This is a genomic window from Bacillus coahuilensis m4-4 (genome assembly GCF_000171615.1).
In the GTDB taxonomy this organism is placed as follows: Bacteria; Bacillota; Bacilli; order Bacillales; family Bacillaceae_K; genus Bacillus_T; species Bacillus_T coahuilensis.
This window is the reverse complement of sequence record NZ_ABFU01000053.3, coordinates 16,895-33,001: the sequence shown is the minus strand read 5'-3', so window position 1 is coordinate 33,001 and position 16,107 is coordinate 16,895. Positions and strand designations below refer to the sequence as shown.

Here is a 16,107-nt window from a genome sequence, read left to right as displayed (position 1 = left end):
GACGAAAACCCATTCTTTTTTCATGATATAAATCGTAAGTATTACGATTTATTAAGGAGAAGTAAACATGTTTGAATGGATCATTATAGGTGGAGGTGTTCATGGATGTACAATCGCTACCTATCTGATAAAGTCTGGTAAAGCTGATAGTAGAAATTTACTGATTATCGACCCTAATGAAGAACCTATGGCTGTTTGGAAGCGAAACACTAGTCGTATCTCCATGAATTATTTAAGGTCTCCTTTTGTTCATCACATTGATACCAATCCATTTAGTCTGCATCAGTTTGGTAAGCGTGTGGGCACGAAGGAGGATTTTTATGGGCATTACAAGCGTCCATCTCTTTCACTATTTAATGAACATACAGCTACTATTTTAAAAGATATCACTATTCAAAACATGTGGTACCAAGCTATCGTAACGGGTGTACATAAAAAAATAGAATCGTTGGGCTGTCCATACTAGTAAGGGTACCACTTTACTAGATAGGAATATAGTGATTTCGATCAGCTTAAATCAACATTTGTCCTTTCCAAATTGGGCGGATCAAGGTAATCAATTAAAAAATATACATCATATATTTAGTGAAGAATTTCCTGAGCTTCGTACATTACAGCCGCCGTTCGTGGTCGTTGGTGGAGGAATAACGGCAGCACATACCGTGATCAAGTTAGCGTCCCTTTTTCCTGGGCAGGTTACACTCGTAAAACGGCATCCTTTTAGAGTACAGTCTTTTGATAGTGATCCAGGATGGCTAGGGCCTAAATTTATGTCAGAGTTTTCTTCAAGTCCTGATTATGAAAAGCGAAGAAAATGGATAAATGAAGCAAGGCATAGAGGATCCATAATGAAAGAACTCAATCAAAAGATACAGAGGCTACAGGAAGAAAAGAAGGTGCATGTAGTCACGGATGAAGTACAAAGTGCAAACCAACTTTCTAACAAAGTCAAATTGAAAATGAGAGAAGGTAAAAGTCTGCAAGCTAGGACTGTTATTTTAGCTACTGGATTTGAATCGAGGGCTATGAGTCAATCCTGGTTAAAGGAGCTTATAGAAGAAGAACGACTTCAATGTGCGAGATGCGGCTATCCAATTGTGAACGAATCACTTGAATGGTGTAGGCATCTTTATGTGTTAGGGCCTCTGGCAGAATTAGAATTAGGACCTGTTTCTAGAAATATATCTGGGGCCAGGAAAGCAGCGGAAAGAATAGTGTTTAATTCGTAATGATATTGATTATCGGTATATAAAAGAGGAGAGATTGAACATGGGGAAAGTACCCGTTACAGTTTTAAGTGGATACTTAGGATCAGGTAAAACTACATTATTGCATCACATTTTAACCAATAAGGAACAGAAGAGAATTGGGGTTATCGTCAATGATATGAGTGAAATTAATATAGATGGTGCTCTTATAAAAAATAGTGAAGTGGTACGTTCAGATGAAAAATTAGTTGAGCTCCAAAATGGTTGTATTTGCTGCACCTTACGTGAAGACTTAATCATAGAAGTGGAAAAACTGGTGAAGTCAGGTGAGTTAGATTATATCGTGATTGAATCTACGGGAATCTCTGAGCCTGTTCCTGTCGCTCAAACGTTTACGTATATAGATGAAGAATTAGGAATAAAACTTTCTGATATCTGCCGGTTAGATACTATGGTAACTGTTGTGGACGGAAATCGTTTTTGGCATGATTATGCTTCAGGTGAAACGCTTCTCAACAGAAAGGAAGCAACGGATGAGCATGATGAACGAGAAGTAGTGGACCTTCTTATTGACCAGGTTGAATTTGCAGATGTTATCCTACTAAATATATTAGATCTTATTTCTAGTGAAGATGCGGACGAGCTGGAAGCAGTTTTACGAAAATTAAATTCTGAAGCAAAAATTGTCAGAACAGTAAAATCCAATATAGCGTTAGATGAAATACTAGATACAGGTTTATTCGATTTTGAAAAAGCAAGTCAAGCAGCTGGCTGGATAAAAGAGTTGAATGAAGAACATACTCCTGAAACAGAAGAATATGGCATCTCATCATTTGTGTATCGAAGTAAAAAACCATTTCACCCTGAGCGGTTCCAGGCGTGGTTAGAAATTTGGCCTGTGGAGGTCGTAAGAGCAAAAGGATTTTTCTGGTTATCTTCAAGAAACAACACGACCGGATTATTATCTCAGGCAGGTCCTTCCATTACGCTTCAAGGTGCTGGAGAATGGCTTGCCACGTATCCTAAAGAAGAAATTCAGCAAATTTTACAGGAAGAACCAGAATTAGCAAGTCGCTTTGATGCAGTATACGGGGATAGAATGACCGAGCTTGTGATGATAGGAATCGAAATGAATAAGAGTGAGATTATTCAAACGCTTGATGAGTGTTTGTTATCAGAAAAAGAGATGACAATGGACTGGAGTCAGTTTGAAGATAATCTGCCTAGGTTCTATGAAGAAAGTTAACCTTTAATGTATAGAGGTTAATAAAGTATAGACTCGGTCAATTTATTAGGCGTGTATAGAAAAAAGTCTAACCTTCTTTTTGAAAGTTAGACTTCTTTTATCATAGGATAATTTCTCCTTGCTAAAATAGAGCTGAGTCATCGTAAGAGTATCTCCGTTAAATAATAAAGGGGAGTTCTTGAAGTCAAACAGTGAAGAATTTACCAAGATTAAACACTGAAAATGCCTAGCTTATACCTTTTGGATATTCACAATTTGTGTAATAGGCGCACCTTTTACAGGGAGTAATTCTTGTAATTCATCACTCACGATGCTGATATAATCACTCGCTTCCTTTTGATACGAACGTTCGTTAAAGGTTATGTCAAAATTACACTTTATTTCCACAACAATGTCCCCGTTACGTTCAAATGGTTGGGATACTGTTTGAACCTCAAATCGGTTTCCTTCCTTGCTGAATTTATTAATAGAGATTTTTGCTTTATGTTTATAGTTTTTTACTGCTTTTGGTATATAGGAGAATGTAATCCATCCTGTTGCATTAATCATAATAAACACCTCGGTCTTTCATTTTCAATCTATTTATTCCAGTAGTATATCAAATGAACTGACAACCAGCATAGGCCCTTACCTGTTAAAATACTAAATGTATTATTCACAATACAGGCTTTTTATCCATAATGTAGTGTTGGAACAAATTAAATTAGCTGAGGTGAATTAAATGTTTTATCACATTAAAGAGCTACAATATGAAGCGAATCCAAGTCGCCCAAATCCAGTTTTCGCCAAACAGCTTCAAGAAATTCTAGGCGGACAATACGGGGAAATTTCCGTTATGATGCAATATTTATTTCAAGGATTTAACGCTAGAGCGGATAAGAAATATAAAGACTTATGTTTAGATATTGGAACGGAAGAAATTGGTCATGTCGAGCTACTGGCAACCCTTATAGCTAAATTACTCGACGGAGCACCCGTCTCTTTGCAGGAGGAAATGTATAAGAGCAATCCTGTCTTAGGAGCGGTAATGGGTGGGATGAACCCTCAGCATGTGATTGTTAGTGGATTAGGGGCTATGCCTGTCGACAGTGTTGGTAACAGGTGGACGGCTTCTTATATAGGGGCAAGCGGTAACCTACTTGCTGATTTTAGGGCAAACTTAATGGCCGAATCTCAAGGAAGGCTGCAGGCCGTTAGATTATATGAACTAAGTGATGACCCAGGCGTAAAAGATACGTTATCCTTCCTTATTGCAAGAGACACAGCCCATCAAAATCAATGGGCAGCAGCAATTGCGGAATTAGAAGAACGAGAAGGAGATATTGTCGTACCGACCACATTCCCAAGGAAACTTGAAAAGCAAGCCGTCTCATATGATCTTTATAACTTATCTAGAGGAGAAGCAAGTGCTGAAGGTAGATGGGCTAGTGGACCAAGCATGGACGGGAAATCTACCTTTAAATACGTAAGTGAACCAGGTCCATTTGGCTCAAAGCCTAAATTATCTAAAGCACCATATTTTGTTCATGATACGATGCCAAAACCATCTTTAAAATAGTTATTTTATTGAGGGTGAACTTAGAGTTTGATAACAGCTCTAAGTTTTTTGTGCTACTTTATAACTTCCTGAATAGGTATGTAAAAATGATAAGAGGGGGCGTATTGGTGAAGATTATACTGTTTGCAGATCCTGGGATAGATGATTCACTAGCCATTATGTATTCTATTCTTCATCCAGAGATAGAATTACTTGCGGTTGTGACTAGCTACGGAAATGTTTCTGTTTCAGATTCAACTAAGAATGCGGCCTATTTACTACATCTTGCTAATCATCCCGAAATACCTGTTATCGTGGGGGCTTCTCACCCTTTTACAGAAGAACCTCAAGTCTTCTACCCAGGTATACACGGGGAAGATGGATTAGGGCCCTATACACCACCAGATGATTTTTCTGCTTCTATTTATCCATTTGAGAAAGTGTTTGAAATCATTGAACAGCATATTGATGAGGTTGTTATTGTAGATGTGGAAGGCAGACATCATTAGGGATCGCATTTAACTTAAAGCCTGAATTGATGAAGAAGGTACAGGATATTTATTTGATGGGTGGAGCGTTTCAAGTACCTGGTAATGTTACTTGAAACGCTGAAGCGAATTTTTATGGAGACCCCAATGCGACAAATATCGTTCTAAACTACGTGAAACAAGTACATATCACCCCGTTAAATGTAACCAATCGTGCTATTCTTTCAAGAGAAGTTGCTTTGTACATTTATCGCCATACAGCTAATCCATACAAAGAATTACTACGTGTACTTACTCAATACTATGCTAATTATTATGAAAAAGTACTGCCTGGAATTAAAGGTGCTCCAATACATGATGTATTTACACTTTATTATCTTATAAATATAGATAAAACGTATACGATTGAACGTGACGTGAACGGTAGTTATTGCAAATGAAAGTAAAGGATTAAGTGTTGCAGATTTAAGAGCTACTTATGATAAACCCACAAAAAAACACTGTATTGCCCTTCAATTTAAATATCTAACAGTAAGAAGTCGTTAAATGATAGAGAAGTAATGAGTTCATTTTCATCATATAGCTCCACTTTATTCAGAGTCATTGAATGGGCATGCAGTAATTAAAAAAATTTTAAACACTTTCAATTTTTCTCACTCCATACTAAGTGTACATAGGATTGGGGAAGGATCAACTACCCACTGTTGTAACACTTTGTTCCGTTGTAATGTGAAATGGACTTTTCTTTCTATGGGGCCGATGTCTTTAATGTACAGTTTGAAAGATACGTTAACCGAAGCTTCTTCTTCGTTTTGACTGCTTGATTTTATTTCCCATTTTAAAGCATCAATATTTTCTATATCTTGATAAGTTAATTGAGTTAAAGCCAAATGATTTGCTACTTGATGATCTCTGTTTTTTAAGCTCAATAGTAATGCTTTAACCGTATCTTTAGGTTGTAACGATTGAATATATGCTTGAAGCTTTCCTGTAGCCTTTATTATCATAAGTTGATGAGAAAGATCGGCTTTTCCAGATCCATGAGTGGTACTTCCAATAAAATGAATACACGTGTGTCCAGGAAAATTATTTTGAAGGGCACCTCCCCCCATGAGGCATTCCATGTATAGATGCCGGGATCAATACTTGCTCATACTCTACAAATACAGCACGTCTATTCCAGCTCCATTCACCGTGAAATATCTTTTTCATTTTGTTTGTATCATGAACGGTAAGCGGCTGAGCATCAATATGGTTACTACCTGCTCTTCTTTGTACATCAAACCTTTCCCCAGTTTCGATATCAAGGACCGTGAAAGTAGACTCTTTAGGTAAGAGTTGATCTACGTATTCCCATTCTAGGTCAACTATTTGAAAGTCTAAGGCATGAAAAGAACTAGCTTCTACGTGGCTATTGTTAGCTATACATAAACATAAAACAGCATAAAATAATAGCAATCTAAACAAGACACTCATCCACCTTTGTTAATATCCTCTATAGCTTCTAAACCAAAAAAAATAAAATACTCACAAAAATAATTGGTAAAGAGGTTGGAAATAGGGGACAGGACTTTGTCTTGCTAACATACTGGATAAACATGACCATTTAGTCCCTTAGCTAAAAAGGCTACTGTATCGATTGCTATTCATTACAATGGTAGATAATACAAAGGACAAAATCCATGAGATTTTCTGAAATTTACCTCAAATGAACGCGAATAAATGGTAAAATTATGTAGAGTCTAAGGTTGGAGGTGAGTGGAAATGGAAGGAAAACCGTTACATTTTGACGGAAGTGTTCACCATAGCCTAGAAACAAGTGAAGGCCTTATCGAACAGGATATACTTGAATTAACGGAAGAAGCTAGAATGAATCTTAGTGGAAATCCATTTTATTTGGAATCTAATGACTAAGTATGGAGAACCTTAGAACCTTATAGGTTCTTTTTTTTTAGAATATAAATAGTTAAGCACCTTACTTGTCAATCATCAGACTTTAGAGTAAAATAAATCTCGAATTGAAGATAATTTAATTCAAGATAATTAATAATTTAACACAAGTAGAAAAAACTATAGTGTAAAAAAAATTAGAAAAGAGGAATGGAAAATGGCACAAGTTTTGTATATCACAGCTCATCCACACGATGACAAAATGTCTTACAGTATGGCAGTAGGAAAAGAGTTTATTGAGCAATATAAAGAATCAAATCCAAATGATGAAGTGATTCACATCGACCTTTATAAAGAAAACATTCCATCTATTGATGCAGATGTTTTTAGTGGGTGGGGTAAATTACAATCAGGTCAAGGATTTGAGGAACTTTCTGAACATGAAAAAGCAAAAGTTGGGCGTCTTTCAGAGTTAGTAGAACAATTTGTTGCGGCTGATAAATATGTATTTGTTTCACCACTTTGGAACTTCTCATTCCCTCCTGTATTAAAAGCGTATATTGACTCTGTCTCTGTTGCTGGAAAGTCCTTTAAATATACGGAGCAGGGACCTGTAGGTCTACTTACAGATAAGAAAGCACTTCACATTCAAGCTCGTGGTGGAGTTTACTCTGAAGGACCTGCTGCAGGAATGGAAATGGGTCACCGCTATTTAGGTGTTGTGATGCAATTCTTTGGAGTTCCTTCATTTGAAGGGTTATTTGTAGAAGGCCATAATGCAATGCCAGATAAAGCAGAGCAAATTAAAGCAGACGCTATTACTCGTGCGAAGGATTTAGCGCATACATTCTAAAATACTCTACTCAAAACGGTCATCATCTCATTATGGATGATGTACCGTTTTTTAGTTTGTTTATAATTTTTCTGCATTTATGTGTTAACGTGTCTAATTATCCTCTGCAAATAGTAGTAGAAAATAGAAAAAGGAGTAGAATCTAATTCGTTCTACTCCTTGTGATAAATTAATGAACTTGAACTTCTTGCTCAATTAATTGTAATCTTACTGCCACTTCTTGTTCAGTAAGGTTGTGCTGTTTAACATAACGGTTACGTTCATGCGTTCTACATTCATGTGAACAGCTACGCATATATTTATGCTCATTTTCCTCAGAACAAAGAATTTTTTTGTTACAGAACGGGTTTGCGCAGTTAACATAGCGCTCGCAAGGTTCGTCTGAGAAATAATCTTTCCCTACAATAACATGCTCTTTTTGATTCACAGGTATTCCAATTCTCTCATCAAAAACATACAGTTGACCATCCCATAGTTCCCCTTGTACTTCAGGGTCTTGACCGTATGTGACAATCCCACCGTGCAGTTGACCAACATCTTTAAAGCCTTCTTTTACTAACCAGCCAGAGAATTTTTCACAACGTATGCCGCCTGTGCAATACGTAATTAATTTTTTTATCTGCAAATATTTCTTTATTGTCTCTGACCCACTGTGGTAAATCACGGAAATTTAGAACGTCTGGACGAATCGCCCCTCGGAAATGTCCTAAATCATATTCATATGTGTTACGTGCATCTAAAACGATTGTATCCTCATCTAGTATACCTTCACGAAATTCTTCTGGTGATAAATACTTTCCTGTTACTTCATGTGGATTCACATCGTCTTCTAATCTAAGGGTAACGAGTTCAGGACGATAGCGTACTTTCATGCGCGGGAACGCGTGTTCAGTACTTTCATCTATTTTATATACCATATCACTAAAGCGAGGATCTTCCTTCATAATACGCATATATTCATTTGTTTGCTCAACTGTTCCTGACACTGTTCCATTTATTCCTTCATCGGCAATGATAATTCTTCCTAGAAGTCCAAGGTTTAAACACATTTCTTTATGTTCCTTAGCGAATTCCTGACCATTTTCAATGGACACGTATTTGTAGTACAGAAGTACTTTGTATTCTTGTTGATTCATTGAATCATTCCACCTATCTCAGTATATTTGCAAGATATACTAGTAACACATAGGGTTAAATATTTATCTTACAATGTTCCATTATAACAAAAATAGAACTCCAAAGCTATGAATAGAATTTTTCATCAAGAAAATTAATTTTTTCTGAAACTTTATTGTATTTTCGACGTACCTACAATAGAGATACATTATAGATAGTACATTATTTACAAGTTAGGGGAGAAGTGAAATGGAAAAAATCGTAGAAACAAAAAAGCCTTCATTGTTTGGTCTTTGGGTAAGTCCAGGAGAAAATTTAAAAAGAATTAAAGAAAGACCAGTTATATGGATTCCTTTAATCCTTTCTATGGTAGTCATGGCCATAAGTGTATATCTGGTTTCTATCAATCCATATATTTACGAAAGCATGGGAGATGTTTCTTTTGATGCGGAGGGTATGCAGGTATTTGCCATAGGTGGAGCTGTTTTTGCAGGTGTTCTGGTTGCTCCAATTGGAATATTAATCACCACTGCTGTTACTTTGCTATTCGTAAAATTGTTTGCTTCAGATGCAACCTTTAAACAATTATTCTCGATGTCCATTTTTATTGGATTTTTAGGATTTACAGGTGCAGCATTTAATAGTTTAATCTCATACTTCTTAGGAACAAATCCAGAAGTATATATAACAAGCCTTAATAGTTTAGTAGAAGCAAAAGGAGTAGTAGGGGCTATCTTAGGTTCAATTGAAGTGTTTTCCATTTGGACAACAATTTTAACAGCGATGGGCCTACAAATAATTGCTGAATTAACGAAAGGAAAAGCATGGACGATTGCCTTAATTTTCTATGCATTTGCTGTCGTAATGGCGGTAATTGGAGCTGTGTTAGGAGGAGCATCCTTTGTCTAAAAAGAAACTTTGGATTGGAATAGGGGTTGTAACCTTAATTGCAGCCTTGATTGGTTTTAATGTCTACAAAACACAAGCAAAAAATGGACCAATGGACGTGTCAATTGTTTCACTAGAGAATAAGGAAATCTCATCAGATGTCATGATACCTGGTACCCTTAAGATTCAAGAAGAAAAGAAATATTATCTTGATCCTACTAAAGGAAAAATAGATGGGATAAAAGTGGAAGAAGGACAGAATGTAAAATCTGGTGATACTCTTTATACTTATAAAAGTAATCAATTAGAGCTTGAGATGGAGCAAAATAAATTAGCAATGGAATCAGATTATCTACAAATTAATAGAGTTCAAGATCAGCTGGATGACTTACCTTCAAAAGAAAAAGAGTTAACGGAACAAATTGGAAAAGAAGAAGCGAAAAAACAAATAGCTGCTGAGCGAGATCAATTAAATATGGAGCTTCGATTAGCTAACATTGGTTTAAAACAAAATATGTTACAACGAGATGCCTTGACAGAACAAGAAGAGGAGTTAGTCGTTACGGCTGAGATAGATGGAACGATTTTGTCACTTGACGAGACCGTTACAGACGGAATTACGTCTGAAATGCAGACACCTTTTATCCATATTGTAAATTTAAACAGTATGATTGTAACAGGGTCTATTTCAGAATATGATTCTATTAAACTTGAAAGCGGTCAGCCTGTGAGCCTACGATCTGAAGTTGTAACAGATAAGACCTGGACAGGGTCTGTTTCTGAAGTAGGATTACTACCTGTGGACCAAGGGATGTCAGAAGGCTTTACAACAAATGGCGTTGTTCAATATCCTATTACGGTGAAAGTAGAAGAGGATATCACAGAAATTAAACCAGGATTTCAACTATTTATGGACATAGAAACAGACCGAAAAACGGTGGATGTGTTACCTGTGGAAGTCGTTCAAGAGGATGAAGAGGGATATTTTGTTCTGGTAGTTGAAGATGGAAACGCGGTTAAAAAAGAGTGAAGGTTGGAGTTACAACAGTAGACGAAATCGAGATTGTTTCGGGGTTAAACAAGGAAGATCGAGTTATTTTAAGTTCTGAGCCTATTAATGAAGGTGCGGAAGTGAGTGTAAAATGATCTCATTAAATTCAATTGTGAAAAGTTATACGATTGGTAAAGAAACCTTCGATGTATTAAAGGGGATAGATGTTACCATCCATGAAGGGGAATACGTAGCGATTATGGGCCCGTCAGGATCTGGAAAGTCCACTTTGATGAATATGATTGGATGTCTTGATAAACCAACCAAGGGAGAATACTTGTTTGAAAATGAAAACATCTCCAATTATAAAGAACATGAACTTGCAGCTGTAAGAAATCGTTCGATAGGATTTGTATTTCAACAGTTTCAACTTCTACCTAGATTAACGGCACTAAAAAATGTAGAACTTCCAATGGTATATGCTGGGATTTCTAAAAAAGAAAGAGCAGAAAGAGCCAAGCAAGCACTTGTAAAGGTAGGATTGGAAGATAGGATCCACCATCTTCCGAATGAATTATCAGGTGGTCAAAAACAACGTGTTGCCATTGCTCGTGCATTAGTAAATGAACCTAAAATTATTTTAGCCGACGAACCAACTGGTGCATTGGATACGAAAACGAGTGAATCGATCATGGAATTATTCACAAGTTTAAATCGTGAAGGAACGACCATTATTTTGGTTACCCATGAAAATGAAGTTGCAGAATATGCCAATCGTGTTATTTTTGTAAGAGATGGCCTCATAGTCTCTGATGAAGAGAGGGTGGCTAGAGTATGAATTTGATAGAAAATGTAAAAATGGCCTTTTCTTCTGTTCTGGCTCATAAGATGAGGTCCATTCTGACAATGCTAGGTATCATTATCGGTGTGGCATCCGTCATTGTTGTGGTTGCTATTGGTCAAGGCGGAGAACAAATGATAAAGAGTACCATTGTCGGTGAGGGTAATACGATAGAAGTGATGTATCAGCCTAGTGAAGAGGAACTCCAAAGTAACCCCAATGCCTATTTTTTAGATGCTTTTACTCAAGAAGATATAAATGCTTTGAAAGAAATAGAAGGGGTTAAACATGTTGTCGGAATGACAACATCATTTGAATCATCACGTTACAAAGAAGAGCAGTTTGATCTTACTCTTTATGCTATTAATGACGCTTATCTTCGAGTGAACGATTTAGACTTCGTAGAAGGAAGAAATTTAACTTCTGCCGACTTTCTAGGTGGAAGAAGGGTAGGAGTAATTAGTGCAGAAATAAAAAAGGAGTATTTTCCTAATTCTTCTCCAATCGGTGAGATTATTTGGGTTGGAAAGGAACCGATGGAAGTCATCGGAGTATTAGAAGAACCCACGGGTCTTCTTGCCTTTGGCGCAAACGAAATGTATTTACCTTTTAGCACCTACCGTCAAGCATTTGGACAAAATAATTTCAATCAAGTAACCATTCAAACGGAAACCGCAGACGATTTGCAAGTGGTAGGTGAAGAAGCAACAGCCTTATTAAATCGTCTACATAATACGGAAGACTCTTATCAAGTCTTTAATTTAGAGGAGCTAGCAGATAGTATTGGTCAAATCACGACCATCATGACAAGTATTATTGGAAGTATTGCGGGGGTCTCCTTATTAGTTGGTGGTATTGGCGTTATGAATATTATGCTCGTTTCAGTAACAGAAAGAACTCGTGAGATTGGAATTCGTAAAGCATTAGGAGCAACTAGACAACAAATTTTAACACAATTCTTAATTGAATCCATGACCTTGACCTTAATTGGTGGATTATTAGGGATTTTACTGGGAGCTGTCGCAGCAAATCTCGTATCGTTTTTTGCGGATTGGCCAAGTTTAATTTCATGGGTTGTAGTAGTAGGTGCTGTAGTATTTTCAATGGTGATTGGAATTGTCTTTGGTATGTTACCTGCGAATAAAGCGGCTAAGCTTGATCCGATTGATGCTCTTCGATATGAATAAGCAATCTATTAAACCACTTGTATTGTATTTTTAGAATAAGGGTGTAAAATAGAAAAAGTATATGAAACTATCTCTATTAATTACTAGGAGGATTTTCTTTGGAAATCATACAACAAATTCTTTCAACCTATGCGTCTTTCTTCGATTGGAGTATGTGGGTTGAAGTTCTTTCAGATCCAGTCAACTGGGGATTAATTGGAACACTAGTTGTTCTCGAAGGTCTATTATCAGCTGATAATGCACTTGTTCTTGCTATAATGGTAAAACATTTACCAGACAAACAACGAAAAAAGGCATTAACGTATGGATTGATGGGAGCTTACTTCTTCCGATTCTTATTTATTGGTTTAGGTGTATATTTAATTAAGTTCTGGTGGATTAAAGTATTAGGTGCAGCGTACCTCGGATGGATCGTTTATAAACACTTCGCTCATAAAGAGGGAGATGACGATGCAAAAGCAGTAAAAAAAGATGGTTGGCTTGTAAGAACATTTGGTTTGTTTTGGGGTACCGTTATTTCAGTAGAAATTGTGGACATTGCATTTTCTGTTGATAGTATTTTAGCGGCATTTGCGATTTCTGAACAAGTTTGGGTTCTGTTAGTTGGTGGTATGTTAGGTATTATCATGATGAGAACAGTCGCAAGAGTGTTCATTGCCTTGATTGATAGAATTCCAGAGTTAGAGACCACGGCCTTTGTACTTATTGGAATCATTTCATTAAAGATGTTGTTAAGTGTATTCCATATTCATATTGAGCATACTTTATTCTTTATGATTATTCTGTTAGCATTCTTAGGAACATTTATTGTGCACGCCATTAATAAAAAGAAAGCCTTAGCAGAAGGAAAATAAAGAACTAAAAATTATGAGACTGCCCGCCGGCAGTCTTTTTTCTGTTACATATCGTCTTCATTATCCAAAATGGCAAGACATGTTTGATAAATTTGATTTTGTACTGGATGAGTAAAATGGTCCTTCTTATTATTTGCTGAGGAGTGGGAAAAAGAACTTTCTAACCATTGGAAAAAATGTTGATCTTCTAGGGGGAGGGAATGAAATAAATCGCTATGTAGAGGTTCATACTGAGCATCATATAGTCTATTCTTCATAGAAAATTGATAACATTTGGCATCTTCTTCGATATAGGTAACAATGTCTTCTAGCTTATACATCCAGTCCCAGGGGTAATCGATATCTGCTATGTCTACCTTAGGGAAAATAGAAGGCATACTAAGAATGTAACATCCAACTCGAAGTTTAGGGCTACCCATTGCATGTGGGAAAATAAAATTGATACATTTCATGTAGTTTTGTCTATGAATTTTACATAAGAAATACATGTCATTCACCTCAACGTTATTCATGTAAGAATTTAGTACATGTATTATATGTACTAGGTAGAATGTTATTCATATAAAATCAAACCAAAGCCCTAATATTGCCCCTCATAAAAAAGTAGAGTTTTGTCGAAAGATATAGTAATTATGGGAGAGTTAGAGGTGTATTTAGAATGAAAGAAGGAATTCTAGCAAAAAATGTACATGGAGCTCAATCGATTGAAAAATCAGATTGGACACAGTCGATTAAGCTTCATATTACAAATACAATAAAAAATCATATCGTTATGTGGAAAGAGGAATGGAAAGAATCAGAAATTAAAGAACTGTTCTTCCGAAATTTCTTGTTAGGATCAGTTCACGGCATTCCCTTAAAAGATATCAATCAACAACTACGGAAATTATCTACTGAGCCCTTTACACTAACTTCATCACAGAAAATTTGCATTCCACTACCAAGAAAAGGTGGGAATGAATATGCTAGTGCACAAGAAATACTTGAAATCGAACAAAGTATATGTGAATTAGAAGGCTTTGAGCTTTTAAAACTTTCACATCTTCAAGCATTTGAAATTCATTATTTTGAAAAAGTCATTTATGAAAATACAACTCGTTGGTTAGAAATATTGAACCCAGAGTATTAATATAGTTGCCCCTCCGTTTATTGTCCTCCATACTGAAGAGGAGAAGGAGGGTTTTTTTTTGTAAGAAATGGTTGAAATGGTTCTTCATTCTCTTGTTTGCCTTTATATTGTTTGGAGGAACTGGTTTTTATATGTGGGCCACTGATACATATGAACCAACAGAAGAAGCATTATTATATATTGAGCAAAGGTCGAAAGAGAATCGTCTTTTGAAATGATGTGGCATCCATTGATTTTATCTTTTATCCTGGCGTATAGGTGGAGAATAGGCTTATTCATATCTTGGTGTTCAATTGAAGAAACAAAATATCATGGTCGTCATGCCTAATATGCCTTTAAATCTTGCTATACTTGGAACAAATAAAGCGGAAGAGATCATTATGGATTATCCTAGTATTGAAGAGTGGTATATAGGCGTACATTCATTGGGCGGGGCAGCAGCTTCAACTATTGTACTAGACAATAATTAAATAAAAGGGATTATCTATTTAACCTCTTATTCAGTTGAAGATATGTCTACTATCAATGACTTACTGAGCTTATCAATAAGTGCTTCTCTAGATGGCTTAGCGACTTCTGAAGAAATGGAAGAAAAAATAAGTGGTTGTCAAGACCTAATGAAATAGTTGTAATAGATGAGGGAAACCATGCGAACTTTGGAATTTACGGACCTCAAAAAGGGGACAGGAATAGTCCGTTAACTTCTAAAGAGCAAATAGATCTTGTGACAGAAGAAATAATCTCTTGGATTACAATTTATTCTTTATTAAACTAAGAGTGAGCTAAAAATGAATTCAAAACGGGGGGCATTGCAGTGGAAATAACGAATAGGATCATACATACAATTGAAGAGCTAGTTAAAACTCCTAGTCCATCTGGTTTTACAGGTAGGGCTATTGAAAAAGTGGAGTCAATGTTAGCAGGTCTTCCTTTAGAAATGAAACGCAACCATAAAGGTGGACTTCTTATTACAATAGAAGGTAAGGATACGACCAAGCATCGCTTACTAACTGCGCATGTAGATACTTTGGGTGCAATGGTGAAAGAAATTAAAGGGAATGGTCGTTTGAAGCTTTCCATGATTGGTGGCTTTAATTGGAATAGTGTAGAAGGAGAGTATTGTACGATTCATACAACGTCTGGAAAAGAGTATTCTGGAACCATTCTTATGCATCAAACATCTGTACATGTATATAAAGATGCACGTGAAGCTAAGAGAGATGAGCAAAATATTGAAGTACGAATTGATGAAAAAGTAAATAATGCGAATGAAGTCAGGGAGCTAGGTATTAGTGTTGGTGATTTTATCTCCTTTTCTCCACGTGTAGAAGTGACTGATAGCGGCTTCATTAAGTCTAGGCATTTAGATGATAAGGCAAGTGTCGGGATTCTTGTTGAGCTAATTAAAGAAATTAGTACGCACGAATCTTTACCTTATACTACTCATTTTCTCATCTCAAATAACGAGGAAATAGGGTATGGCGGTAATAGTAATATCACACCGGAAACGGTAGAATATTTAGCCGTTGATATGGGGGCTATGGGTGATGGACAATCAACAGATGAATATACTGTTTCCATATGTGCAAAGGATTCAAGTGGTCCCTATCATTATGAACTTCGGAAAAAACTAGTGAGGTTAGCAGAAGAAAATAATATTGGATATAAAGTGGACATCTATCCATATTACGGTTCTGATGCCTCTGCTGCTATACGTGCAGGTTTTGATGTGAAACATGGACTTATAGGACCTGGGATAGAATCTTCACATGCATTTGAGCGAACTCATAAAAGTTCACTTGAACAAACGTACCGATTAGTATATCAATATGTTCTATCTGAACTAGTATAATTTGGTAGTTGGCAATCGGTTTATTCT

Annotated in this window: 17 protein-coding genes and 4 pseudogenes; 16 read left to right on the top strand and 5 right to left on the bottom strand. The window is 36.4% G+C overall.

Annotation, left to right across the window (positions count from 1 at the left end):
* The first annotated feature begins 67 nt into the window (after positions 1 to 67).
* The 3 genes from M44_RS25495 to M44_RS13830 are packed head-to-tail and all read left to right on the top strand — an operon-like array spanning position 68 to position 2,454.
* Positions 68 to 466, top strand: coding sequence for an FAD/NAD(P)-binding protein (locus M44_RS25495; protein ID WP_050770998.1), 399 nt, complete (start codon positions 68 to 70; stop codon positions 464 to 466).
* A 31-nt stretch (positions 467 to 497) separates the two neighbouring features.
* Positions 498 to 1,229 carry an FAD-dependent oxidoreductase gene (locus M44_RS25490; protein ID WP_081447536.1) on the top strand — a complete coding sequence of 244 codons (732 nt, stop codon included), beginning with the start codon at positions 498 to 500 and terminating at the stop codon, positions 1,227 to 1,229.
* Between the two features lie 40 nt (positions 1,230 to 1,269).
* The gene (locus tag M44_RS13830) at positions 1,270 to 2,454 is read left to right on the top strand and encodes a GTP-binding protein (RefSeq protein WP_010174504.1); all 1,185 of its coding nucleotides are present in this window, start codon (positions 1,270 to 1,272) and stop codon (positions 2,452 to 2,454) included.
* Between the two features lie 231 nt (positions 2,455 to 2,685).
* On the opposite strand, the gene M44_RS13825 is transcribed toward M44_RS13830, so the two are convergent.
* A complete protein-coding gene (locus M44_RS13825) occupies positions 2,686 to 3,003 on the bottom strand; it encodes a hypothetical protein (RefSeq protein ID WP_010174503.1) in 318 nt (105 codons plus the stop codon).
* Between the two features lie 172 nt (positions 3,004 to 3,175).
* On the opposite strand from M44_RS13825, the gene M44_RS13820 reads away from it, so the two are divergent.
* Both M44_RS13820 and M44_RS29555 read left to right on the top strand, forming a co-directional pair.
* On the top strand, positions 3,176 to 4,012 hold the full coding sequence (locus M44_RS13820; RefSeq protein WP_010174502.1) for a manganese catalase: 837 nt from the start codon (positions 3,176 to 3,178) through the stop codon (positions 4,010 to 4,012).
* 86 nt (positions 4,013 to 4,098) lie between these two features.
* Positions 4,099 to 4,919: pseudogene (locus tag M44_RS29555) on the top strand (nucleoside hydrolase).
* Between the two features lie 213 nt (positions 4,920 to 5,132).
* Here M44_RS29555 and M44_RS25475 read toward each other — a convergent pair.
* A complete protein-coding gene (locus M44_RS25475; RefSeq protein WP_050770995.1) occupies positions 5,133 to 5,591 on the bottom strand; it encodes a hypothetical protein in 459 nt (152 codons plus the stop codon).
* The gene (locus M44_RS25470; RefSeq protein ID WP_050770994.1) at positions 5,566 to 5,946 is read right to left on the bottom strand and encodes a hypothetical protein; all 381 of its coding nucleotides are present in this window, start codon (positions 5,944 to 5,946) and stop codon (positions 5,566 to 5,568) included. The genes M44_RS25475 and M44_RS25470 overlap by 26 nt, the downstream gene beginning before the upstream one ends.
* Positions 5,947 to 6,243: 297 nt before the next feature.
* Here M44_RS25470 and M44_RS27080 point away from each other — a divergent pair, with 297 nt between their 5' ends.
* Complete coding sequence (locus tag M44_RS27080; RefSeq protein ID WP_010174499.1) at positions 6,244 to 6,393, top strand: hypothetical protein; 150 nt, start codon at positions 6,244 to 6,246, stop codon at positions 6,391 to 6,393.
* Positions 6,394 to 6,586: 193 nt separating this feature from the next.
* On the top strand, positions 6,587 to 7,222 hold the full coding sequence (locus tag M44_RS13800) for an FMN-dependent NADH-azoreductase (protein WP_010174498.1): 636 nt from the start codon (positions 6,587 to 6,589) through the stop codon (positions 7,220 to 7,222).
* 169 nt (positions 7,223 to 7,391) lie between these two features.
* Here the strand turns inward: M44_RS13800 and trhO are convergent.
* A pseudogene (trhO, locus tag M44_RS23330) lies at positions 7,392 to 8,358 on the bottom strand (oxygen-dependent tRNA uridine(34) hydroxylase TrhO).
* 229 nt (positions 8,359 to 8,587) lie between these two features.
* Here trhO and yknW point away from each other — a divergent pair.
* The 5 genes from yknW (at position 8,588) to M44_RS13770 (ending at position 13,099) form a co-directional block, all read left to right on the top strand.
* Positions 8,588 to 9,247, top strand: a complete 660-nt coding sequence (yknW, locus tag M44_RS13790; protein WP_010174495.1) for a YknW family membrane protein — start codon at positions 8,588 to 8,590, stop codon at positions 9,245 to 9,247.
* Entirely contained in the window at positions 9,240 to 10,256 is a 1,017-nt protein-coding gene (locus M44_RS23325; protein ID WP_010174494.1) for an efflux RND transporter periplasmic adaptor subunit, read from the top strand. The genes yknW and M44_RS23325 overlap by 8 nt, the downstream gene beginning before the upstream one ends.
* Before the next feature lie 112 nt (positions 10,257 to 10,368).
* Positions 10,369 to 11,055: an ABC transporter ATP-binding protein gene (locus tag M44_RS13780; RefSeq protein WP_010174492.1), complete on the top strand. Its 687-nt coding sequence runs from the start codon at positions 10,369 to 10,371 to the stop codon at positions 11,053 to 11,055.
* Positions 11,052 to 12,245: an ABC transporter permease gene (locus M44_RS13775; RefSeq protein WP_010174491.1), complete on the top strand. Its 1,194-nt coding sequence runs from the start codon at positions 11,052 to 11,054 to the stop codon at positions 12,243 to 12,245. Before M44_RS13780 ends, M44_RS13775 begins: the two co-directional genes overlap by 4 nt.
* Positions 12,246 to 12,397: 152 nt before the next feature.
* The gene (locus M44_RS13770; protein WP_420167116.1) at positions 12,398 to 13,099 is read left to right on the top strand and encodes a TerC family protein; all 702 of its coding nucleotides are present in this window, start codon (positions 12,398 to 12,400) and stop codon (positions 13,097 to 13,099) included.
* A gap of 44 nt (positions 13,100 to 13,143) precedes the next feature.
* Here the strand turns inward: M44_RS13770 and M44_RS13765 are convergent, their stop codons facing one another.
* The gene (locus M44_RS13765) at positions 13,144 to 13,611 is read right to left on the bottom strand and encodes a DUF2538 family protein (RefSeq protein WP_155814969.1); all 468 of its coding nucleotides are present in this window, start codon (positions 13,609 to 13,611) and stop codon (positions 13,144 to 13,146) included.
* Positions 13,612 to 13,757: 146 nt separating this feature from the next.
* On the opposite strand from M44_RS13765, the gene M44_RS13760 reads away from it, so the two are divergent.
* The 4 genes and pseudogenes from M44_RS13760 to M44_RS13740 all read left to right on the top strand — a co-directional run bounded on the left by M44_RS13760 (position 13,758) and on the right by M44_RS13740 (position 16,080).
* Positions 13,758 to 14,228, top strand: coding sequence for a hypothetical protein (locus M44_RS13760; RefSeq protein ID WP_010174488.1), 471 nt, complete (start codon positions 13,758 to 13,760; stop codon positions 14,226 to 14,228).
* A gap of 281 nt (positions 14,229 to 14,509) precedes the next feature.
* A pseudogene (locus M44_RS29050) lies at positions 14,510 to 14,698 on the top strand (alpha/beta hydrolase); the annotation flags it as partial.
* 131 nt (positions 14,699 to 14,829) lie between these two features.
* Positions 14,830 to 15,003 (top strand): annotated as a pseudogene (locus M44_RS29045) (alpha/beta hydrolase); the annotation flags it as partial.
* Between the two features lie 39 nt (positions 15,004 to 15,042).
* Entirely contained in the window at positions 15,043 to 16,080 is a 1,038-nt protein-coding gene (locus M44_RS13740; protein ID WP_010174484.1) for a M42 family metallopeptidase, read from the top strand.
* Positions 16,081 to 16,107 lie beyond the last annotated feature (27 nt).